The sequence below is a fragment of the Micromonospora globbae genome, assembly GCF_036184225.1.
In the GTDB taxonomy this organism is placed as follows: Bacteria; Actinomycetota; Actinomycetes; order Mycobacteriales; family Micromonosporaceae; genus Micromonospora; species Micromonospora globbae.
This window is the reverse complement of sequence record NZ_CP108084.1, coordinates 2781055-2802727: the sequence shown is the minus strand read 5'-3', so window position 1 is coordinate 2802727 and position 21673 is coordinate 2781055. Positions and strand designations below refer to the sequence as shown.

Annotated in this window: 15 protein-coding genes; 8 read left to right on the top strand and 7 right to left on the bottom strand. The window is 69.5% G+C overall.

Features of this window, described 5'->3' with window-relative positions; genetic code table 11:
• Positions 1-16: 16 nt before the first annotated feature.
• Positions 17-739: a class I SAM-dependent methyltransferase gene (locus OG994_RS12280; RefSeq protein ID WP_328853299.1), complete on the top strand. Its 723-nt coding sequence runs from the start codon at positions 17-19 to the stop codon at positions 737-739.
• Between the two features lie 526 nt (positions 740-1265).
• Positions 1266-2294 carry an aldo/keto reductase gene (locus OG994_RS12275; RefSeq protein WP_328853298.1) on the top strand — a complete coding sequence of 343 codons (1029 nt, stop codon included), beginning with the start codon at positions 1266-1268 and terminating at the stop codon, positions 2292-2294.
• Positions 2295-2334: 40 nt separating this feature from the next.
• On the opposite strand, the gene OG994_RS12270 is transcribed toward OG994_RS12275, so the two are convergent.
• Together OG994_RS12270 and OG994_RS12265 are read right to left on the bottom strand one after the other, a co-directional pair.
• The gene (locus tag OG994_RS12270) at positions 2335-4518 is read right to left on the bottom strand and encodes a HelD family protein (protein ID WP_328853297.1); all 2184 of its coding nucleotides are present in this window, start codon (positions 4516-4518) and stop codon (positions 2335-2337) included.
• A gap of 357 nt (positions 4519-4875) precedes the next feature.
• A complete protein-coding gene (locus OG994_RS12265; RefSeq protein WP_328853296.1) occupies positions 4876-5358 on the bottom strand; it encodes a carboxymuconolactone decarboxylase family protein in 483 nt (160 codons plus the stop codon).
• A 192-nt stretch (positions 5359-5550) separates the two neighbouring features.
• On the opposite strand from OG994_RS12265, the gene OG994_RS12260 reads away from it, so the two are divergent.
• The 3 genes from OG994_RS12260 (at position 5551) to OG994_RS12250 (ending at position 7800) form a co-directional block, all read left to right on the top strand.
• Positions 5551-6021, top strand: a complete 471-nt coding sequence (locus OG994_RS12260) for a YkgB family protein (protein ID WP_328853295.1) — start codon at positions 5551-5553, stop codon at positions 6019-6021.
• Positions 6022-6244: 223 nt separating this feature from the next.
• Positions 6245-6844: a DUF4396 domain-containing protein gene (locus OG994_RS12255; protein ID WP_328853294.1), complete on the top strand. Its 600-nt coding sequence runs from the start codon at positions 6245-6247 to the stop codon at positions 6842-6844.
• A gap of 38 nt (positions 6845-6882) precedes the next feature.
• Positions 6883-7800 (top strand): NADP-dependent oxidoreductase, encoded by a 918-nt coding sequence (locus OG994_RS12250; protein WP_328853293.1) that lies wholly within the window; start codon positions 6883-6885, stop codon positions 7798-7800.
• Between the two features lie 102 nt (positions 7801-7902).
• On the opposite strand, the gene OG994_RS12245 is transcribed toward OG994_RS12250, so the two are convergent.
• The 3 genes from OG994_RS12245 to OG994_RS12235 form a co-directional block, all read right to left on the bottom strand.
• Positions 7903-14091 carry a S8 family serine peptidase gene (locus tag OG994_RS12245; protein ID WP_328853292.1) on the bottom strand — a complete coding sequence of 2063 codons (6189 nt, stop codon included), beginning with the start codon at positions 14089-14091 and terminating at the stop codon, positions 7903-7905.
• Between the two features lie 15 nt (positions 14092-14106).
• Positions 14107-14256 (bottom strand): hypothetical protein, encoded by a 150-nt coding sequence (locus OG994_RS12240; protein ID WP_328853291.1) that lies wholly within the window; start codon positions 14254-14256, stop codon positions 14107-14109.
• A gap of 81 nt (positions 14257-14337) precedes the next feature.
• On the bottom strand, positions 14338-17286 hold the full coding sequence (locus OG994_RS12235; RefSeq protein WP_328853290.1) for an ATP-binding protein: 2949 nt from the start codon (positions 17284-17286) through the stop codon (positions 14338-14340).
• A 169-nt stretch (positions 17287-17455) separates the two neighbouring features.
• On the opposite strand from OG994_RS12235, the gene OG994_RS12230 reads away from it, so the two are divergent.
• Positions 17456-18076: a dihydrofolate reductase family protein gene (locus OG994_RS12230; RefSeq protein ID WP_328853289.1), complete on the top strand. Its 621-nt coding sequence runs from the start codon at positions 17456-17458 to the stop codon at positions 18074-18076.
• Between the two features lie 282 nt (positions 18077-18358).
• Here the strand turns inward: OG994_RS12230 and OG994_RS12225 are convergent, their stop codons facing one another.
• Both OG994_RS12225 and OG994_RS12220 read right to left on the bottom strand, forming a co-directional pair.
• Positions 18359-19000: a hypothetical protein gene (locus OG994_RS12225; protein ID WP_328853288.1), complete on the bottom strand. Its 642-nt coding sequence runs from the start codon at positions 18998-19000 to the stop codon at positions 18359-18361.
• Entirely contained in the window at positions 18997-19566 is a 570-nt protein-coding gene (locus OG994_RS12220) for an NADAR family protein (RefSeq protein ID WP_328853287.1), read from the bottom strand. The genes OG994_RS12225 and OG994_RS12220 overlap by 4 nt, the downstream gene beginning before the upstream one ends.
• 193 nt (positions 19567-19759) lie before the next feature.
• Between OG994_RS12220 and OG994_RS12215 the strand changes: the two genes are divergently transcribed.
• Together OG994_RS12215 and OG994_RS12210 are read left to right on the top strand one after the other, a co-directional pair.
• Positions 19760-20341 carry a TetR/AcrR family transcriptional regulator gene (locus tag OG994_RS12215; RefSeq protein ID WP_328853286.1) on the top strand — a complete coding sequence of 194 codons (582 nt, stop codon included), beginning with the start codon at positions 19760-19762 and terminating at the stop codon, positions 20339-20341.
• Positions 20342-20719: 378 nt separating this feature from the next.
• Positions 20720-21481, top strand: a complete 762-nt coding sequence (locus OG994_RS12210) for an SDR family NAD(P)-dependent oxidoreductase (protein WP_328853285.1) — start codon at positions 20720-20722, stop codon at positions 21479-21481.
• Positions 21482-21673: the final 192 nt, after the last annotated feature.

Sequence of the window (21673 nt, the reverse complement as noted above, 5' to 3'; positions counted from 1 at the left end):
CAGGTACCCTTGGCCGGTGTTCTCGCCTCAGGGTCCGTCTCTGCGTGAACTCTGCATCCAGGCGTTTTCCTCGGTCGAGCGCGGCTATGACCTGCTGTCTCCGAAATTCGACCATACGCCCTTCCGCACGCCGGACAGCTTTCTCGGCGCGACCGCCGACGCGCTGTCCGAACTCGGGCCGTTCGACCATGGGCTGGATGTGTGCTGCGGTACCGGTGCGGGCATGGGGGTCCTCCGGTCCGTGTGCCAAGGAGGCATCACGGGTGTGGACTTCAGCGCGGGCATGATCGCGCGGGCGCGGAGTGCTCACCCGGACGCCACGTGGGTTCGGGCCGACGCTCGGGCCCTGCCGTTCACCGAGTACTTCAGCCTCGCAGTCAGCTTCGGAGCGCTCGGACACTTTCTGCCCACCGAGCGACCGGCGCTCTTCCAGGGGGTGTACCGCGCGCTGCGCCCGGGCGGGCTCTTCGCCTTCCCGATCGGCGCACCGCCGCCGCTGGTCTCGGTCGCACATTGGGCCACGCTCGGATTCGATCTGGCCATGCGGGTACGCAATGCCGTGTGGCGACCCTCGTTCGTCATGTACTACCGCACCAGCCCGCTGCCCGCAGTCCGCGACGACCTGACAGCGACCGGCTTCACCGTGTCGGCCGTCGACTTGACCGTCCTGGGACAGCGTCGCGACGGCAGCCCGCGGTGCCGGCTGGTCCTTGCGCGTAAGCCGGCAGACCCTCACTGAGTCATGTTCGTGGCCGGCCTGTCGGCGCGACCTCGCCTCTCCCGGTTGTTCGTGAGGGTGAGAGCGCCGTCTTAGCCATGGTCGAGGAGGGCGGCGGAGTCAGCGGGGTGCCGCCGATCGACGGGCAGTGGGGGCGCATGGGGAGCCGCGTGGCGGAGCTGGCCCCACGCCGGCGTCGCCGTGAGATCGCCGTAGTGAAGAGGATCGTGCAGCCATCCGAGACGATTCTGCTAGCACGGGGTTTGCGGCCTTGTTTTGCTGGAGTTGTCTGGCGGAACGGACGCAGGAGACAAGGAATGAAGGTCGGTGGATACAAAACCACCGCCGCCAGGGGAGAAGCATGAGTTGCCACACCCTGGGCCGGACCGGAAGCGACGGGGCGAGGTGTCCTCGACGACGAACGGCTTCTGAGAGCGTGATCGCGGATGACGCCGTCGCGCGAGCCCTCGCCTCGGCGCCTCGGGCTCTTCCGTGCGCCGTTCGTCAGCGCCCGCCACTCAGCACTCGCGAACGAAAGACAGCAATCATGAAATACCGCTCGTTGGGCCGGACCGGAATTCAGGTCAGCCCCTACGCCCTCGGCGCCATGATGTTCGGTGCCCTGGGGAACCCCGACCACGACGACTCGATCCGGATCATCCACCGGGCGCTGGACGCGGGGATCAACTTCATCGACACCGCCGACGTGTACTCCCAGGGCGAGTCCGAGGAAATCGTCGGCAAGGCGCTCAAGGGCCGCCGCGACGGCGTCGTGCTCGCCAGCAAGGTGCACTACCCGATGGGCGAGGACCCGAACCACCGGGGCAACTCACGACGCTGGATCATGACGGCCGTCGAGAATTCCCTGCGCCGCCTGCAGACCGATCACCTCGACCTCTACCAGATCCACCGCCCCGACCCGACGGTCGACATCGAAGAGACGCTGTCGGCGCTGTCCGACCTGATCCGCAGCGGCAAGGTGCGCGCGATCGGCACGTCGACCTTCCCGGCCTCGGAGATCGTCGAGACGCAGTGGGTCGCCGAGCGGCGCGGCCTCGAGCGTTTCCACACCGAGCAGCCGCCGTACTCCATCGTCAACCGGAGCATCGAGCGTGAGGTCCTGCCGATCGCCCAGCGCTATGGGATGGGCACCCTGGTGTGGAGCCCTCTTGGCCAGGGCCTGCTCACCGGCCGACACCGCAAGGGCAAGCAGATCGACACCCACCGGTCCGGCTATACGCCGCAGCACTTCAGCGACGAGCGCAAGCTTGAGGTGGTCGAACAACTCATTCCGCTCGCGGAGCAGGCCGGCCTGCCAATGGCACACCTCGCGATGGCGTTCGCGATCGCCCACCCGGGCGTGACCTCGGCGATCCTCGGGCCGCGCACCATGGAACAGCTCGATGACCTGCTCGCCGGCGCTGACGTCACGCTGGACGACGAGATCCTCGACCGGATCGACGAGATCGCCCCGCCCGGTACCGACGCGGGCCCCAACCAGGCGGCCTACATCCCGCCAGCCCTCTTGAACGTGAGCCTGCGCCGCAGGCCGATCGGAGAGCGTTCCGCCGCCTGAGCGACGGCTTCGGTGACGCCGGGAGCATCAGCTCCCGGCGTCACCGCGGCGTGGGGATCACCTGTCCGAGTTCCTGGGTGCATCGGGTGAGCGCGACGTAGAGGCCGTTCCAGCCGCGCGGTTCAGCGGCGATGCCGTGGGGGTCGATGAGCAGCGTGGCGTCCCATTCCAGTCCCTTGGACTGGGTTGCGGTGAGCACCGGCACATCGTCCAGCACGGTGAGGAGTTCGTCGATGCGGCCTGCGGGGGCGATGACGCCGACCGTGCCGCCATGCCAGCGTTGCTGCAGCTGTCGCACGGCCTGGGCGGCGGCGCCGGCGAGCTCGGCGGGTGTGATCGTGAGCGTCCAGGGGGCGATGCCGGAGGAGCGTACGGCCCGTGGCGGCGTGTTGCGGCTGCCAGCCTTCTTCAAGACGGGTTCGGTGAGGCCCATGACCTCACGTGGGGTGCGGTAGCAGATGGTCAGCTCCGCGGCGGTCCAGCGGTCTCCGAGTACAGCCTGCACCGCTTCTGCCCAACTGGTGTGCCGGTGCGCCGCCTCGGCCTGGTCGATGTCGCCGACCGCGGTGATGGAACGGCTGGGGCACCGCCGTAGGACCATGTGCCACTGCATCTCGGACAGCTCCTGTGCCTCGTCGACGACGACGTGGCCGTACACCCAGTCGCGCTGCCGGCGCGCGTGGTCGGCGACGAATCCGCCGTGTGGTTGCGGGGTGTCGACGTGGTCCTCGCCGAGTAGGTCGGCGAGGGCGTCGAGCAGGGGGATGTCGCTCGATGCCCACAGTGGTGGCTCGGCCGAGACGGCGGTGATCTCCTCCGGGGAGAGTTGCGGGGCGAAGCGGGCGAGCAGGGTGGGGTTGGTCAGGAGGTCACGTAGCAGGTTTTCGGCGTCGAGGGTGGGCCACCAGGTCTCGATGAACCGGGCGATGGTGGTGTTCTCGGCGATCTGGTCACGGAGGTCTGCAATCTCCTCCTCGGAGAGTAGTCCGTCGATGTCGCTGCCGGTGGAGGTGCTGCCGGGGTGGTGGTCGTGCTGCATGTCCCTGTCGACGCGGGCGAGGATGTCCTCGAAGCCTTCCTCCATCTCGTTCATCAGCGCCTCGCGCTGCTCGGCGACGGCGTCGGCGAGGATGTGGTGCAGCTGCTCGGCGAAGGCCGCGCGGGCGCGGTGGTACGGGCGTCCCTGCACCGCCGAGGCGAGTGCCTGTGCCACTGTTGCCTCGGGGATGACGTAGAAATCGCCCGCCCAGCGCAGCTTCAGCTCACGGGGGCGGGGGAGCAGCGACGTGACGTAGTTGTCGAGCGCGGGTTGCCAGAGGGCGCGGCCCTTGACTTCGGCGAGGGTCCGGCTCTCGTCGCGGCCGACGCGGATCCCGGGCAGCAGCGTGTCGCAGGTCGCCGAGACGACGGCGGTCTCACCGAGCGCGGGCAGTACCTGGGCGATGTACTGGAGGAATCGCGGCGAGGGGCCGAGGACCAGGACGCCTTGGTCGGCCATTGTGGGGTGGGCGAACAGCAGGTAGGCGACGCGGTGCAGGGCAACCACGGTCTTGCCGGTGCCGGGACCGCCCTGAACGATCAGGGGGCCGGTCGCCTCGGCCCGGATGATGTCGTCCTGTTCGCGTTGCAGCGTGGAGATCGCCGTTGACATGCGGCCGGTGCGCCGCTGGTCGAGGGCGGCCAGGAGGGCGCCTTCACCGACGAGTTCGGCCGTCATGGTCCCGTCCAGTGGCTCGTCGTCCACGCCGACAACGGCTGATCCGCTCGTACGGATGTGACGGCGGCGTGCCTGACCTTGTGGGTCGACAGCCGTCGCGGTGTAGAACGGCCGAGCTGCCGGAGCGCGCCAGTCGACCAGCAATGGCTCATTGTCCTCGCCGTCGTTGCGGAGGCCGACACGGCCGATGTGTCGCACGGTGCCGTCAAGGCCGTCGAGGCGGCCGAAGACCAGCCCTTCCCGTGCTCGCTGTAGCTCCTCGTACTGACGGCGGAGCATGCGCTGCCGCGCCCGTTCCAACGCGTCCACGGCCTCTGACGAAAGCTCGACCTCCAGGTGTTCGGTCAACGTGTCGCGCCGCGCCGTGGCCGCGTCGAGAAACGCCTGTTCTTCGGCGATGGCCGATCGGCGCGCGATGTCCTCCGCGGTAGAGGTCGGTCCCGCGCCGTTCGGTGCTCCTTCGCTGTTGCCAGTAGTGCCGTTGCTGAGAGCAGAGTTTCGGCGCATTCGCAAATCCTTGTACTGGTGTTCCGCCCGGTCCGGATACGCCGCAGCGTATTTCCGGCGGCAAGCATAGGGCTGGTTTCTGCTCGTCGCCGAGGAATTCTGCCGGCAGAGACAGGTATCTCAAGGCCTTGAAGTTCCGGGTCGCTCGTGGCCTCACCCAATCGTGTTCGCTATTGACAGCTGGGCCCTTACCTGATCTGCGGGTGCGTTCCGACCAGCCACCCGTCACACACGGATGCCGGTCTACGAGGCCGCATCGGGGGTGGGCACCCCGAGCGCGTCACGCGGGTTCGAGGTCGCCAGCGGGCGGGCAGGGCGGACGGCGGTGAGGGCGCGATGGCGGCGCCGGGCGTCACCTCACGCGGGAGGTGCCGTCGTGGGCATGGCACCCTCGGCGAGCTTGAGTCGCGTCCAGATGTTCATGTTGATGACAACGGCGACGATCTCCAGGATTTCGTCCTGCGTGAAGTGCGCGGCCAACCTGTCGTGTGCCTCCTGGAACCGGCTGTCGACGGTCGCGTCGGCGGCTCGGGTCAACGCCTCGGCATAGGCCAGCGCGGCTTGCTCCGCTCCGGTGAACAGGTGCGTCTCCCACCACGCGGTCAGGGTCTCGACCTTGGACGGCGGGATGTCGGCGGCGCGGGCGGCGGCATGGTGTACCAGAAGGCAGTAGCTGCAATTGTTGATCTGCGCGACGCGTAACCGCAGAAGTTGGGCCAGGGCCCGGTCCACCTGGAGTGTGGCGGTATGGCCGAAAGCCGCGGCACCGGCATGTGCCAGAGCCATGAGCTGCTCGTTCGACGTAGCGTCCAGTCTGACGTTCTGGATCCCGGTATCCACGAGGTGACCTCCTGCAGGTCACAACGACTCACCCACGCACTCAGGGTCGGTACTCATGGCGGGTGCGACGCATCCGGGACGAGCGCCTCTGCGCCGACCCGGCTGGCCGCGCCGGTCGGTGCGTGTGGCTGGTCCTAGCGGGTAAGGGTGCCCAGCACGCCGACCGCCGACACAGCGACCTGGGAGCGAGCGATGGGCACCCGACACGACCGGACCGATGACCTCGCCGCCGTGGGCTCCTCGGTCCTGCGGTGCGCGCTGGCGACGAACATCCTGTGGATCGGTGCGCTCAAGTTCAAGCGGTACGAGGTCGAGAACGACGAGCCCCTGCTCACCTCGAGTCCGTTGTTCGCGCGGCTGCGCGCAAGGGTGGGCGCGCAAAAGCTCAACCGACTCATCGGGGTCACGGAGATCGGCGTGGGCTCTCTGATCGCCGCGAAGCCGCTTGCGCCCAGAGCGTCGGCGATCGGTAGCTTCGGGGCGGTCGGCATGTTCCTCACCACGCTCAGCTTCCTGGCCACGACATCTGAGGCTCGGCAGAAAGGGCACGGAATCCTGAGCCTGTCTCTGCTGGGGCAATTCCTGTTGAAAGACACCGTGCTTCTCGGCGCCGCTCTCCTGACGGCTGTCGAGTCGCTGCGCGCGGCCGGTCCACGGGAGTAACGAGGGAGGCCCTGGCCCGCCTCGACCGGGCCCGCCGCGCCGGTGGGGTGGTGACTCCGACTCGCCGGTATCGCTGTGACTGGCCTGGACTGGAAGGGAGCTGGTTCTGCAACCGACATGGCTCGTGGTGCTCTCGTGGGCTGTGCTCCTTGTGGGCCTGGCCAGCGCCGTCGCCATCGTTGTCGATCACCTTGTTCTGCGATACCGTCAGCCGGACAGGGTCATGGAGATCGTGTGGCCGGCAACCGCCCTCTACTTCGGCCCCGCAGCCGTCCTGGCCTACCGACAGTGGGGTAGGCCGCAGTCTCCCAGGTGGCTGAGGCGGCACCGCACCCCGCCCCGTAGGCCGCGACATGCTGACACGACAATTGCGACCTTGCATTGTGCGACGCACTGCGTGATCGGTGCCATCGTCGGCACTCTCTTTGTCTTCGGCTTCGGCCTGGAAATACTGGACAGAAGACTGTGGCCGGAGTTCATTGCCGACTATGTGGCCGCCGTGCTGGTGGGCCTCGTATTCCGCTACTTCACTCAGGTTGACGCGGCTGGTCGGCGAGCGTGGGCCGCGACGCGGAGATTCCTCAGAGGGGGCCTGCTGAGCGTTTCCGCTTTCGAGTTCGCCCTGTTGGGTTGGCTGGCGCTCATGGAGTTCAGCGTTTTCCACGGTACCCTGCAGCCGAGTAGTCCGGTGTTCTGGCTCATTGTCCAGATCGGGTTGGTCATCGGCTTCTTCGCCGCGTGGCCGCCAACCCTGTGGCTGATCCGCCACGGCGCCAAAGCGGAACTGCTGGATGCTGACGAAACGGAAATTTCCTCCTCGTGACCGTGCGGACGAGGACTGGATGCAGGGAGAGGCACCGGATGAAGGCGATTGTGGTGACGGACCAGGCTGCGGGGACGGCGGGGATGAGGTTGGTGGAGCGGCCTGAGCCGGTACCGGCGATCAACGACGTCGTCGTTGAGGTGTATGCGTCGGGATTCGTCCTGACGGAGTTGTCGTGGCCCTCGACGTGGGCCGATCGTCTCGGGCGTGACCGGGCGCCGTCGATTCCTGGGCATGAGGTGGCTGGGGTGGTGAGTGCTCTGGGGTATGGCACGACGGGACTGTCGGTGGGGCAGCGGGTGTTCGGCCTGACGGACTGGCATCGTGACGGCACCCTGGCGGAGTATGTGGCCGTCGAGGCGCGCAACCTCGCGCCGCTGCCGGGCGACGTGGATTTCACGGTGGGGGCGAGTCTGCCGATCTCTGGGCTGACGGCGTGGCAGGGACTGTTCGAGCACGGCCGTCTGAAGGCGGGGCAGAGTGTCCTGGTGCATGGCGCGGCGGGTGCGGTCGGTGCGATGGTGACGCAGCTCGCGCGTGAGTTCGGCGCGTACGTCATCGGTACGGGGCGTGCTGCTGACCGTGAGAGGGCGCTCGATTTCGGTGCGCAGGAGTTCGTCGACCTCGGCACCGATGTTCTCGAAGACGTCGGTGGTGTCGATGTGGTGTTCGACGTCATCGGCGGTGACATTGGGAAGCGGTCGGCGGGCATGGTCCGACCCGGAGGAACGCTGGTGTCCGTGGTCGGGCCGCCGGAGGTACGGCCCGCGGACGGCCTGGCGGTCGACTTCGTCGTGGAGTCCGATCGCGGCCAGCTGGGTGAGATCGTCCAGCGGGTGCGCGACGGCCGGCTGTGGACGAACATCGGCACCGTCGCGAGCCTCGACGACGCCGTCGCCGCTCTCAACCCGACCAAGCGGATCACCGGGAAGATGATCATCCGCGCCCGCGACTGAGGACGCGGGCACAGCGAACGCGGTCGTAGTCGTGGTCAGAGCCTCCCCGGCGATCTTTCCGGGGAGGCTCTGACCACTTGCGGGTGGACCGGTTCGGCTATCTCACAGGCGCGGGTCCTGCTGGACCTTCAGGGCGTTGAGGATCGGGTCGCGCTCGCCGATCTCGCGGCGAAGCTCGATCTTCAGATCGCCACCGGCGTGCGCGACGGTGACCGTGTTCATGTCCGCGGTCAGCGCACCCACCCTCGCCTGCACGTCGTGGTCGTGGAGCACGGCCTTGCCGTCGACCAGGACATCGAAGGTGCGCTTGCCGGCCTTGACCTTCTCGATCTCGGCGAAGTCGAGGCCGATCTGGTAGGTGCCGGCGGGCACGTCCTTGAACACGTACGTGAACGTCGTGCCGGTCCGCTGGGTGCGGAACAGGTCGTCGTCCTCCGTGCCGCCGATGTCGGCCCTGGTGGCACGCGCCGTACCGCCGACGTAGCCCCACGGCCCCGAGCCGAGCTCCTGGTCGGGCGACCACACGAAGCCGTCGGCACCGACGTGCCCGGACCCGCCCACGTCGACACCCTTCCAGTAGGCGGAGGTCGCCAGGCGGACCGGCGTGTACTGGGCCTCGCCCTTGCCGGCGTTCGAGGCCACGAGCACGTCCCCGACGAGTACGCCGGGCTCGATGTCGGTGTTGTCGGCCGTCGCCGTGACCGTGGTGGACTCGCCGACCGCGAGCGTGACCGTGCCGTCCGCGGCCGCGCCCGTGAGGGTCAGCCACGGAAGGTCGGCGGCCTCGTGCCCGCCGTCGCTGGTGCGCTTCTGCTCGCTGAGCCGCACCTGCAGCGGGGCGGAGCCGGTGTTGGTCACGGTCACCTCGGCCGTGGCCTTCTGGTCCGGGCCGAGGAACCAGTCGAGGTCACCTCCGGTGACGGTCGCGACGCCCGTGGTCAGCGCCGTGTCGACCACCTCGGCCTGGTCCTTCTTGCCGATGGTCACCGGGTGGCTGGCCGTGACGTAGTTCGGCGCCGAGACCTGCACGGTGTTGTCGCCGACCACCGCCTGGGCCTTCCACCGGCCCTTCGCATCGGCGGTGATGACCCGTTCACCGCTGGGCCCCGTGAGCGTGATGATCGCGCCCGCGATCGGCTTGTGGTCGTTCGCGTCGGTGACCGTGCCCTCGATCGTGCCCGCGGCCGGGAGGGTGTACTCCAGCCCCAGGCCGGCGGTCAGGACGGGCTGGTTGAAGGAGTACTGGCTCGCGGGGTTGCGCGTCAGGCTCTCCACGCCGACCGTCGCCGACGACCCCCGGGTGAGGGGGTTGTCGCCGCCGATGCCGTCGCCGTACCCGATCTGGATCCGTCCGTCGGCGATCAGGGTGACCGAGAAGCTCACGCGAGCCGTCTGGTCGCTGTAGAAGGTGACGTCGCGCCACTCGATGACCTCCGCGGCCAGCCCGTCCACCTCGGTGGTGCCGAAGTAGATGCCGGCCTGGTCGTCGACGACGAGGTCGTCCCAGAGCGGGTAGATCGCGTCGATCGGACTCCGCGACGGCAGTGCCGTGTTGTTCCCCAGCGAGCTGGCGCGGTCGAAGACCAGCGCGCCGTTCGTCGTCACGCACACGCCGTCCCAGGCCGTGTCGTAGAACGGGAACAGGAAGCTGGAGTCGAACCACAGCACGCCGCAGGCGTCATCGCCGTGCCACCCGGACTCCTCGGTTCCCTGGCGGTAGAGCCCGTCGGTCACCTTCATCGAGTACGCGCGGCCGGCGGGGGCCACCGGCACGGGGCCCGGCTCCGGTTGCTCGGGCTGGGGCTCCGGCTCCGCGATGTCGGCGCGCGGGTCGAGCGTCACCCGCAGCGCGGCGATGCTGGGGGCCCGCAGGCCCTTCGAACCGCGCAGCTCGACGGTCAGCGGACCGCCCTCGTGCTTGACGACGGCGGTGCGCCAGTCGGCGGCGTTCGGTCCCACGGCCGCGGCCGGGTCGTAGGCGTACTCCGTCAGCGAGCCGTTTACGAGGACGTCGAACACCCGCTTGCCCTTGGCCACGTTCGCGATCTCGGCGAACCCGAGATTGACCGTGTAGGTGCCCTTGGGTGCGTCGGGGAAGCGGTAGGTCAGGTCCTTGCCCGGCGTGGTGCGCTGCAACTGGAACAGGGCGTCGTCGGTCGTGCCGTCGATCCCGGCCGTGGTGGAGGTGACCTTCGTCTTCCCCGTGTAGCCCCACGCCCCGTCACCGGCCGGCTGGTCGCCGGACCAGGTGTAGCCGGCGCCGTCGGTGAACGAGCGTCCGCCGGCGTTGAGGCCGACCTGGTACTTGGTGGTCGTGAGCGTCACGGGGACGTAGGTCTTGGACTGGCGTCCGGAGTCGGAGCGCACCACGATGTTCGCGCCGAGGACTCCTGGCGTGGCGTCCTTGGAGGAGATGGAGACCTTGACGGTCGTCGACTCGCCCGGGGCAAGGGTGCCGCCGGTCGAGGAGAGCGACAGCCACGGCAGGTCGGTGAGCAGGTCGTCCTCGACGTCGACCAGCACGACGTCGTCGGCGATCTGGTCCGCCGCCCACAGCGCCCCGGTCGAGTCGGTTTCGAGACCGCCGCCCTGGCCCACCTTCTGGCCCGGGAACCACCACGCGTTGACCAGCGAGCAGTCGTCGGGGTCGACCTGCAGCAGGCGGGTGGGCCTGTTGGTGGTGAGGTCGGTGTACCAGATGGTGTCGGAGGCCTGGTTGTAGGCCAGGCCCATCACCTCGGGCAGCGGCGGGGCGCAGAAGGACAGCAGCGCGCCGGCGTTGTCGTGCGAGGTCCCGGCGACGGTGCCGATCATGCCGTTGGCGCGGCCGCCGACGTAGAACACGTCGTCGGTCGGGTTGTAGGCCAGTCCGGTCAGCTGCAGCGTGGACCAGTCACCCTTGATCTGGCGGGTCTCCTTCCCGGTCTGGCGGTCGAAGCAGTGGATGTAGCTGGCCGGGCTATCCTCCATCTGGCACATGTCACCGGTCTTGGTGTCGAGTGCCATGTCGAACGCCCGGTACGTGGGGTTCCACGACGCGTCGAAGACCTTTCCGGTCGGCTTGCCCGTCACCGTGTAGGCGGTGTTGGTCCGCGCGTTGTAGTCGTGGACCCAGACGTCACCGTCGTATCCGATGCCGCTGGGCTCCTTCTCCGCGATGGTGCCCGGGATGGGGATGCGGGTGATGACGTCGCCGCCGGAGGTCGTGCCGACCTTGCCGGCCGCCTGCTTCTCCGCGGCGGCGGCCGTCGTGGCCTTGCCGTCGACGTTCGACGGCTTCATGCCGTTCGCACCGGTCTTCCACGCGGTGAGGTCGATCGTGCTGTCGGCACCCTTGCCGGTGCGCGTGGTGGCGCCGGCGGCGTCGAGCTCGGGGTGGCGTGCGGCCTCGCCCAGGTCGTACGTGAGTGGGGCGGAACCGGTGTTGGTCAGCGTCAGCGAGCCCACGCCGTTCTGGTCGGTACCCAGCACCGCGTCGAGGCCGTCGGCCTTGAGGCCGGCGACGCCCGTGGTCAGCCGCGCGTCGATCGTGGCCTTCGCGTAGAGCTTGTCGAGGGTGAAGGGGTACGCGGCGGTGGTGTAGTTCGGGGCGTCGACCGTCATGGTGTAGTCGCCGACCGGGAGCTGGCGGTGCACGATGCCCGTCCCGTTGGTCGTGACGGTCTCGACGAGCCCGTCCTTGTCGGTGAAGGAGACCTTGGCTCCGGCCACCGGCAGCCCGTCGTTCTGGTCGACGACGGTCGCGTCGAGGTAGCCCCAGTCGGGAAGGTCGTAGGTGACGATCATCCCGTCGTGCAGCACGGGGGCGTTGTCGGAGAAGCGGATGCCGTCGACGCCGGCCCAGCCCTGGATGCCGGTGATGGTGCGGGCGCCGGCGGTCACCGGGTCGTCGGTGCCGATGCCGTCGCCGTACCCGAAGATCACCTTGCCCGAGCGGGTGAGCGTGGCCGAGAAGTTGACCGGCTCGGTGTACTCCGACCGGATCGGGTAGGCCCAGATCTTGGCGTTGCGGAACTCGACGACGAAGGCGTCCTCGCCGTCGACCTTGGTGGCTGCGGTGAAGACTCCGCCGCCGGGGGCGAACTGGACGGGGGACGGGACCCAGAACGGGAAGACGCCCGCACCGCCGCTGCCGGGTCCAGTGGTGGTGTCGGGGGAGATCACGCCGCGCAGGCTGATACCGAGGGTGTCATGGCCGCCGTTGTAGAGCGCGATCGGGAACGGCAGCTTCACCGTCGCCCACACGCCGCTGGGGAACGCGACCGGGTCGGTGCCGCGCAGGTACTCGCCGTCGGAGATGGCGCAGCTGTAGCCGCCCTCGTCGACGACGAGCGCGACCGGGATGTCGCGTGCCTCGTTCTGCGCGCCGACGGTCAGCGGGACGGTCGTGGGCGAGAAGCAGGCGTTGGGCGTGATGGTCAGCGCGTACTGGCCCTCGGGGACGGCGGTGATGGTGAACGCGCCGTTGGCGTCGGTGCGTACCGCGTCCAGTGGGGTGTCCTTGATGGCGACGTCGGCGTTCGGGACGGGTTGCTTCTTGTCGTCGACGACCCTGCCGCTGATGTCGTGGCGCGCCGCGGCGGTCAGGGGCACCTCGAGCGTGGTGTTCTGGCCGAGAGTGATCGTGGCGCTCGCGGTCGCGGTCAGGTAGCCGAAGACCTTGGTGCTGATCTGGTAGTCGCCGACCGGAAGGTTGACGGTGAACCGGCCGTCCTCGTCGGTCCCGACCGAGCGGCTGAACGGTCCGCTGATCGTCACCTCGGCGGCGGGGACCGGGGCGCCGTCGGCGGTGACGACACCGGTGAGGGTGCCGCCCTGCCTGGGCGCGAGCTCGAGCAGGCGGACGAGGTCGAGTCGGCCCTCGCCGTACTTGTTGTTGAAGGCGGCGGTGCCGCCGCACTCGGTGTCGTCGACGTCGACGGCCGATTCGGCGAGCAGGCGCCGGGTCTCCTCGACCTGCCCGATGAGGGTGGGGTCGTAGCTCCACAGCGCCGCGACGGCGCCGGCGACGTGGGGGGCCGCCATCGATGTGCCGGACATCTCGGTGTAGCTGTTGTTCGGGTAGGACGAGCGAACGGCGACGCCCGGAGCGGAGATCTCGGGCTTGATCCGGCCGCCTTCGCCCTCGCCCTTGCGGGAGAACAACGCGAGCGTGCCGTTGGAGGCGTAGGCGCCGACGGAGTAGGCGCTCTCGGCGGAGCCGGGCGAGGAGACGGTGTCGCACGCCGCGTACGGCGTGGTGTTGCCCGATGACCAGACGCTGAAGATGCCCGCGGCGCTCCAGGCCTCGTCGATGGCGCGGAAGAAGTCGTTGAAGTTGTGCTCGGCTTCCTGGCCCCAGGAGTTGTTGATGACGTGGGGGCGCTTGGACGGGTCGGGGTTGTTGCCGTGGATGTCGGTCGGGGCGAGCAGCCACCAGCCGGACTCGAGCAGCGACTCGGGGCCGGTGGAGGCGCAGCAGCCGTCCGTGGCGATCCACTGCGCGTCGGGGGCGACGCCGATGTGGTTGGTGCCGTCGTCGCCGACCATGGTGCCCATGGTGTGGGTGCCGTGTCCGTTGTCGTCGCACGGCGCGTCGGCGCACGTGCTCCGGGTGGCCATCCAGTTGTAGTTGTGGTCGACCGTGCCGTCGGGCTTGCTGCCGCGGTACTTCGTGACCAGGGCGGGGTGGTCGAACTGGACGCCGGAGTCGAGATTGGACACGGTGATGCCCGCGCCGGTGGCGCCCATGGCCCAGGCCTGGGGGGCGTGGATGGCGTCCAGGCCCCACTCGACGGTGCCTGCGTCGGCGGTGGCCTTCGGGGTGGCGGGGCGGGTGGCCTGGTCATCCGGGGTCTTCTCGTCCACCGGGTCGACCAGGGCGACCTGCGGCGTCGCGTGGATCTCGTCGACCTGCGCCACCGAGGCCACGTTGAGGGCGAGTTTTTCGGTGCCGCCCTTGACGAGCACGGTGTTGGCGATCGGGTAGGAGGTGTACTTGACGCCTGCCCGGTCGAGTTCGGTGGAGACGGATGCGAGGGAGTTCTTCGCCGCTGCGGTCAGTGCGTCGTAGACGAACTGACCGCGAGCGGTCCAGTCGGTGATCTTCTTCGCTGGCGCGAGGTCGGCCTTGGTGTCGAACGTGATCCAGAAGTCGGAGACCGGCTCGGTGCGGAAGCGGTCCTTCAGGTTCGACTCGATCTTGCTGGCGGGCGTGCCGGGGTCCGGCTCCGCGGCCGACGCCGGTGGTGGCGCGATCATGCTCAGGCCGACCGCTGCGGCCAGCGAGGCGATGAGGGCTCTCGGTCTCATGTGGGGTCCTTCGGCCTACAGGGGCTGGTAGGGGTCGTGGCTGATGTGGTCGTCAGCGTCGACGTCGCGGGCGTCGGAGGCGCTGACGCGCGGCTCGTGCGGCGGCGCGAGTGGTGGCGGGTGCTCGACGACGGTGTCGTCACCCGCGACAGGTCGCTCAGGCATGCGCTGCCCTGGGGGCATCGATCATGACGTCATGCTCGGCGCCGACGAGTGACCGTCGCTATCCAGTGGATACGTCAATTTTCACGACGGGGCGTCGAGGGAATCCTCTTCTGCGAACACTCCGGCCTCTACCGCCTTGACCGCGAGCGCGGTGCGGGAGGTCACCTTCAACTTGCGCATCGCCGCGCGCAGCTGTTGATCCACCGTGGCCGGCGACTTGGCCAGGATCCGGCTGATCTCCCGGTTCGTCTTGCCGGCGACTACCAGTTGGACCACGTCCAGTTCACGGGGTGAGAGCTGGTCGCCGTATCCGCGTCGGCCGCCGCGCCACAATCGCGGAACCTCGGCGCCGTGTTCGCGAAGCCGCTGTGCGACACGGTCGGCGTCGCCGCGGGCTCCGAGCCGGAACAGGTGCTCGTACTGTGCGGCCAGCAGCTGTCGGCCTCGTGCGATCTGGCCGTGTGCGATGAGCGCCTCGGCTTGACGTTCGCGGGCGAGCATGGCGTCGTAGGGGCGCGGCAACGCGCTCCAGGCGCGCGCCGCCCGGTCGTACGCGCTGGCCGCGCGGGCGTGGTCTCCGGCTGTGGCGAGCAGCAGGGCGCGGCATGCGGTGAGTGCCGCGCGAGGCGCAGGTGCCGTACGGCCACGCAGTCCTCTGGCGAACTGGTCGGCCAGGCGTGTCGCGGCCGTGAGGTCGCCCGCGGCGAGGTGCGCCTCGATCCGGGCGGGGACGAGGTCGGTGGCCCAGACCCAGACGCCTTTTCTCCGGACGGTGTCCATCGGCTCGTCGGTGATCTGCAGCGCCCGGCTGCTGTTTCCGTCCGTGAGCCACAGTCTGGCCAGCGCTGCGGCGGCCTCCATCGTGTCGTCGGCGGCGCCGAGACGGGCAGACTCCTCGAGAACCAGCCGGAACTGCTCCTCGGCGGCGCGTCGCCGGCCGGCTGCGGCTGCCAGCCGGGCCGCGAGCCGAATGCTGCCGAGGTAGTGCGCCGGCCGGTCGCGGTCGGCGTCGGCGAGTGCCGTGCTTCGTTCCGCGAGTCCCTCCCACCGGCCGGTGAGCCAGGCCAGGTTGGCCTGTTCGAGTTGGACGTTGTACCGCAACCGGGACGCCTGCTCGGCTTCGGCCAGGCGCATGGCCACGGTGAGATGCTTCTCCGCCTCGGCGTACCGGCCCCAGATCAGTGCGCCGGTGCCGACGTTTGCGTGGATGCGGGCCACGTCGAGGCGCTCCGCGGAGGTCTCGCCGTCGATGGGCAGGTCGGCGATGACGTCCCAGGCCTCTTCTTCGCCGAGCATGAGTAACGCGGCGGCTCGGTTGCCGGCCAGGTTCAGCCGCTCTGCGGGAGAGTCGAATTCGGCGGTGAGTTCGGCGGCGCGATCCAGCCACCGCCGATGGGTCGACGCGGGCCATGGTCCGGCATACGCCCATCCCAGATAGGTCATGGCCCGAGCCGCCTCGACCGGGTCATGGTCGAGGTTGGCCACCGCCTGCTCGAGTTCGGTGAGGGCGGCCTGCGCCTCACCGACGGTGATCAGGAGCCGGCCGAGGGGATTGCGGATCTCGGCCTGCTGGCGGGCGGAGAGACCGGGGGTCTGAAGCACCGCGCGCAAGGTACGGATCACACGGTGGTAGACCTCGTCGACCGGCTCGCGGCGGCCCAGCGCGGCTACTCCGGCGATGCGCGCGACTCGTGCCCGATCGGTCGGCGGCAGCTCGCCGGACGACAGCAGATCGACCAGCAGGTCGACCGCCTTGGTGTGGTCACCTGAGGCCATGGCCAGCTCGGCGCTCTGCTCGGCGTACCGCGCCCAGGACTGCGCCTCGCCCGCCTCACGGAAGTGGCGGGCGAGGCGTGCGACCGGCAGCGGATGGAGGCTCTCCAACGCCCGGCCGGCCAGCAGGTGCACGTGTCGGCGGTCGGTCAACGGGATCGCTTCGTAGACGGCGGTGGCGGCCAGCACATGCCGGAAGCGCCACTGGCCGCGGTCGTCCGCGTCCAGGACGCCGGCGTCGGCCGCCTCGGCGATCGCGGCTCGACACGCGTCCGGTGACAGACCGGCGGTCGCCGCGATCGTGGCCACCGATGACCGATCGGCCAACGTCGCCGCGGCGCGTAACACCTGCTGTGCGGTGGGTGACAGGCGGCTTACCCGCTCCCGGGTGGAGTCGCGCACCGTTGGCGGCACCTGTAGCTCGCGCAGCTTGAGCCGGACCCACTGCCCGTTGCGGAAGACGAGGTCGGCGCGGTCGCACATGAGGCGGACCGACTCCTCCAGCGCCAGCGGAACGCCGCCGGTGCGCTCGTGCATGAACGTCGTGAATTCCTGGGAGATCGGGTTGCGGTCCAGCATCGAGGACATCAGCGCTGCCGTGTCGGTGGGCGGCAGCGGCGCCAGGGCGATCCTCAGCTGGGTCACGCCAGCAGGCAGCCGGGAGGTCAGCCGCAGCAACAGCGACCCGGCGTCCACCTCCTCGGGCCGATAGGAGATCACGAGGCTTGGCCCGTCCGATTGCTGTCGGGAGGTGAGGAACAGCAGGAACTCCAGGGTCACCTCGTCGGCCCAGTGCGCGTCCTCGAGCACGAGCACGTCGACGTGCAGGGCCCGCAGCAGCTCGTCCAGGGCGCGGAACAGGCGATGCCGTGCCGCCTTCGCATCGTCCAAGGGCGGCAGTGCGGGCGGCAGGTCGGAGGACCATTCAGGGAACAGGGGCCGTAACGCACCCGCGAGGTCGGTGAGCCCCGATCGCGACACCGGCCGGTCGATGCCACGGAACGCGTCGACGATCGGCCCCAAGGTGAGCGATTCGCGAAGCGGTGGGCAGACCGAGACCAGCGCGGTGCGCTGGTCCGGCGCGGCCAACCACTCTCGCAGCAGTCGGCTCTTCCCGATCCCCGCCTCGCCCTCGATCAGCACGATCGCCGGTGGCCGGGCCAGGGCGCCTCGCAGCGCGGCCATCTCCCGATCACGACCCACGAAGTCCGGCGTGGAAACTGTCGGTGAAGTCCTGTCGGGCGAGGGGTGGAGCATGGGTGATGCTCTCGCTTCTCGATGCTCGGGCGCAAGTGCCATCTCGGCGGCCGGCGGGTCGGGCGGGTCGCCGTACGTCGCGGCGTGGATGCGGCCGCGGCACGACGATTTATGTTTCGGCGTCGGTTTGCATTGGACGGCATACATCGGTCTGTTCGATGCTGACGGTATGACGAAACGAACCAGCACGGTGAGCTGCGACCTGACGATCTCGCTGGACGGGTACGCGGCCGGGCACAACCAGAGCGAACAACGCCCGTTCGGTGACGACGGCGGCGACGGCTGGGGCAGCGAGCTGCACGCGTGGTACGAGAACAAGGAGGAGAACCGGGCCGAGATCGACCGGATGACCCGAGCGAAGGCGTACATCATGGGCCGCAACATGTTCGGCCCGGTGCGCGGCGAGTGGGACCGGCCGTGGACCGGCTGGTGGGGCGACAACCCGCCGTACCACGGCCCCGTCTTCGTCCTCACCCACTTCCCGCGTGACCCGCAGCCGATGGACGGCGGCACCACGTTCTATTTCGTCACCGACGGCATCGAGTCGGCGTTCCGGCAGGCCCGGGCGGCGGCGGGCGACGACGGCGCCATCTCCATCCACGGCGGCGCGACCACCGTCAACCAGTACCTCGCGGCTGGCCTGATCACCGAGATTCGGCTGCACTACGTGCCGCTCACGCTCGGCGCCGGCACGCGGTTGTTCGACGGCGTGCCGCCGCTGAAGCTGGAGCAGGTGTCGTCGCGGGCGGCGACCGGAGTCACGCACGTGACCTACCGCGTGCTGTCCTGAGGGTGGTCCCATCACGACCGGCGTCGTGGGCGGCCAGACGTTCGGCGCGTTCGCTTTCTGGTGCGAAGCGGACCGCTTCTCGCTGGCGGCGCTCAGCGCCGCCCCGGTCGTCGCCGAAACGACGCTGACCAGGCCGGGCCGAGAACCGCCGGCTCATGGTCCCGCCGTCGCCGGCGGGGGAGAGGACATGCTGACAGACGCCGCTGGCGGTGTCGAAAGGGATTCCCCGACGTCGCCCGGCGAACCTCGTTCTGGGAGCGTGTGCGCTCAGGTGAACCGCCGTCACTGCGAGCGCATGAGGTAGATGCCTCGGCAGTCGGTGGCGAAGTGCCCGTCGGCTGGGTGCACGGTCGCCGAGTGGTAGCCGGGCCGGTCCGGGTCCGGTCGCCACAAGGCCATGTCGAGGACGTACCGCGCCGTCCGCCGGAACGCGGCGGCGTTGCCGGCCATGAACAGGGTGTGACCGTGCAGGTGTTGGTGGAATCTGTCTCTGTGGGAGGAACGCCGGTGGGCGTGGCGGTTGAGTTCGTGGACCTCGTCCCAGGTGGGCACGTCGTGAGGATTCCAGGAGATGGTCTGGGGCGCTCCGGCGTCCAGGCGGCGGCGAAGGTCCTTCCAGCGGTGTGGGGCGAACTGCAGGTCGCGGTGACTGAGCACCATGTCGAGCTCGCCGGTGTTCACGGTGGTGAGGGAAGGCGTCGGCGGCGTGTTGCCCCGCAGCGGTAGGTGTATCAGGGTGTGACGTGATCGGGCCGCCAGCATCCACAGGCCCGTGACGGTGAACGCGGCGTCGGCGTTGAGTTCCAGGACGAACCAGGGGTTGTGGTCGCCCAGGACCGCGCCGGTCACCGGTGTGGCGGGGCGGATGACGCGGAACTGGTCGGCGCCGAGTCGCCCCTGGTGTACGCGGATTCTGAGCTTCATCCGGTAGGGAGCTGCGCGCGGACGTGCATCAGCGCGAACCCGAGGAGGTTACGGCCGCGCCACTGGGCCGGGTCGTGGGCGCGTGGGTCCGTGGCGGAAAGGCCGATGCCCCAGACCCGATCCACCGGGCTGGCCTCGACCAGTACCCGGTCGCCCGTGCCGGACAGGTACCGTCCGAGGTCGGGATGCTGGCTGAACTTGGCCACGTTGCCAGCGACGACCAGGTCGAAGCACCGCGCATCCCAGATGGCCTGGTCGAAGCCGCGGACCTGCCGGCCCAGGGCCTTGACCGCGCCCGGGTGCGGCGCCGTGAGCATCTGCGCGGCAATCGCGTCGTCGCCGAACAGGCGGGCCTTGCCGACCATCATGTAGTGCTCGGCGGTGGCGTACCGGACTCCGTCCACGACGAACGGGGCCGGCCACCACTGGCTCAGGCAGCCCGGTCCGATGCTGCCATCCGGTCGGGGCTGGTGCCCCCAGAAGAACAGGTACGTGATCCGCCCGCCCGCAGCGGCGAGCGTTCGCAGCTCGGGCAGGCTGCGCGGCGGGGAGACGGTCTCGGGCATGGTCGGCAGAGTGCCAGAACCGTGTCGTCACGCACCATCGGGTTTGCCCGTCATGCGGTGCCTTCGGGTCGGGATTCCAGTCGGAGGCGGCGACGACGAGGGTGGCCACGCAACCGGGCGGTGAGGGCGAGCAGGGTCGCCGGGCCGACGGCCTTTCTTGACCGATCGATCTAGATACGGTTAGGGTCGAGCCGTGGCACGGACCAAGGAGTTCGATCCGGACGCGGCACTGCGGGCGGCCCTCGACCTGTTCTGGGAGCGGGGGTACGAGGCGACCTCGATGGCCGACCTGGTTGAGCATCTGGGTGTCGCGCGAGCGAGCATCTACGCGACGTTCGGCAACAAGCGCGATCTCTATCTCAAGGCGCTCGACCGGTACGGCGACCTGGTCGACCCCGGCCTGCTGCGTGAGCTGTCGCAGCCGGGTCCGGCGCTGCCGGCCGTGCGGGCCGTCATCGAACGATATGCGCGCGAGGCCGGCGACGACAGCGGACGGCGCGGCTGCTTCATCGTCAACACCGCTGTGGAGGTGGCGCCGCACGACCCGCAGGCGGCGCGCCGTGTGGCGGCAAGCTGGGGCCACCTGGAGACCGCGATCACCTCTGCCTTGATCCGGGCGCAGGCCCAGGGTGAACTCGCGCCGGACAAGGACCCTCGTGCGCTGGCCCGGTTCCTGCTCGTGCTGATGCAGGGCATTCGAGTGGTCGGCAAGGTGCAGGCCGAGCCGCGGCGGCTGCGGGATGCCGTCACGCAGGCGCTGGCCCTGCTCGACTGACGGCGGGCCGCCGGAGCGCACCGCGGACAGCGCGTGCGGGCTCGCCACAGCCGGGTTTCGCGCCGGGCGGCTCGCGATCGACGTTCGACCCCGCAGTGTCAAGCCATGACCCAATATCAGAACGACCGGTCTTGAAAATCCTCGAAGGTGAATGACGATGGCGGCAACGGCTCCCGACGTACCGCCAGGCACGCGCGGCGTGACGCCCCGCCGTAGGCCGTGGCCGCGCTCCAGGGTTACGCGGGTTACGACGGCGGGCCGCAACAGCCGGCGATCGGCCCTTGTCGCGCCGGCAGCCGTCGCGGTGCTGCGACAGGGCCCCACCACGAGCGAACCCCACCCGCACTACCGATCCGACACCCGGAAGGAGTCAACACCGTGACCGCACGATTCACCGACAAGGTCGCTCTCGTCACCGGCGGCGGCACAGGAATCGGCCAGGCCGTCGCACGAGCGTTCGCCCGGGAGGGAGCGGCCGTCGTCGTGGCGGGCCGCACCCGCGGCTCACTTGAGGCAACCGTCAAGCTCATCGAGGACGAGGGTGGCCGCGCCTCGGCCGTCGCCGCCGACGTCACCCGCTCGGCCGACCTGGCCCGACTGGTGGCCGAGACCACCGGCCGATACGGCGCGCTCGACATCGCGGTCAACAGCGCCGGCATCCTGACCGCGGTGGGCCCGGTCGGTGACATCGACGAGGAGCAGTGGCACCACCTCGTCGCGGTGAACCTCACCGGCACGCTGCTGTCCATGAAGCACGAAATCGCCCACATGCGGGCCAACGGTGGAGGCGTCATCGTCAACATCGCCTCGAACCTCGGCGCTCACGCGCGGCGCGCGGGGCTCGGCGCGTACGTCGCGACAAAGGCTGCGGTGAGCGCGCTGACCCGCAACGCCGCCCTGGACCACATCCGGGAGGGAATCCGGATCAACAGCGTCAGCCCCGGACCCACCGACACGGAGATGTCTCTCCGGCCCGGAGAAAGCCCAGCCGACCGCGTCGACCGGCTGGCGGCGCAGTTGCCGGTAGGCCGCGTCGGCACCCTCGACGAGATCGCCGCGGCGGTGCTGTACCTGGCCTCGCCCGACGCCGGCTTCGCCGTCGGCTCCGACCTGGTGTTCGATGGAGGGGCCGCCGCGTAGATCCACCCACCACCGCCCGCGACGCTGATCTATGGCGTGCGGGCGGTGCGTTTCGGTCGGGCTCTTACCGACTTGCGCGGGTTCCTCAACGTCGCACCGTCCGCCGACGTCGCCTCGGTGGACCGTCCGTTCACCGAGGCGACGCCGTGCGACTTGCCCGATCTCGTTCGGTGGGCGGGATTCGCAGCCGTG

Coding starts and splice junctions, on each gene's coding strand:
- OG994_RS12275 (WP_328853298.1), top strand. CDS start 1,266: ATGAAATACCGCTCGTTGGGCCGGACCGGAATTCAGGTCAGCCCCTAC.
- OG994_RS12270 (WP_328853297.1), bottom strand. CDS start 4,518: ATGCGCCGAAACTCTGCTCTCAGCAACGGCACTACTGGCAACAGCGAA.
- OG994_RS12260 (WP_328853295.1), top strand. CDS start 5,551: ATGGGCACCCGACACGACCGGACCGATGACCTCGCCGCCGTGGGCTCC.
- OG994_RS12255 (WP_328853294.1), top strand. CDS start 6,245: ATGGAGATCGTGTGGCCGGCAACCGCCCTCTACTTCGGCCCCGCAGCC.
- OG994_RS12250 (WP_328853293.1), top strand. CDS start 6,883: ATGAAGGCGATTGTGGTGACGGACCAGGCTGCGGGGACGGCGGGGATG.
- OG994_RS12245 (WP_328853292.1), bottom strand. CDS start 14,091: ATGAGACCGAGAGCCCTCATCGCCTCGCTGGCCGCAGCGGTCGGCCTG.
- OG994_RS12240 (WP_328853291.1), bottom strand. CDS start 14,256: ATGCCTGAGCGACCTGTCGCGGGTGACGACACCGTCGTCGAGCACCCG.
- OG994_RS12235 (WP_328853290.1), bottom strand. CDS start 17,286: ATGCTCCACCCCTCGCCCGACAGGACTTCACCGACAGTTTCCACGCCG.
- OG994_RS12230 (WP_328853289.1), top strand. CDS start 17,456: ATGACGAAACGAACCAGCACGGTGAGCTGCGACCTGACGATCTCGCTG.
- OG994_RS12225 (WP_328853288.1), bottom strand. CDS start 19,000: ATGAAGCTCAGAATCCGCGTACACCAGGGGCGACTCGGCGCCGACCAG.
- OG994_RS12220 (WP_328853287.1), bottom strand. CDS start 19,566: ATGCCCGAGACCGTCTCCCCGCCGCGCAGCCTGCCCGAGCTGCGAACG.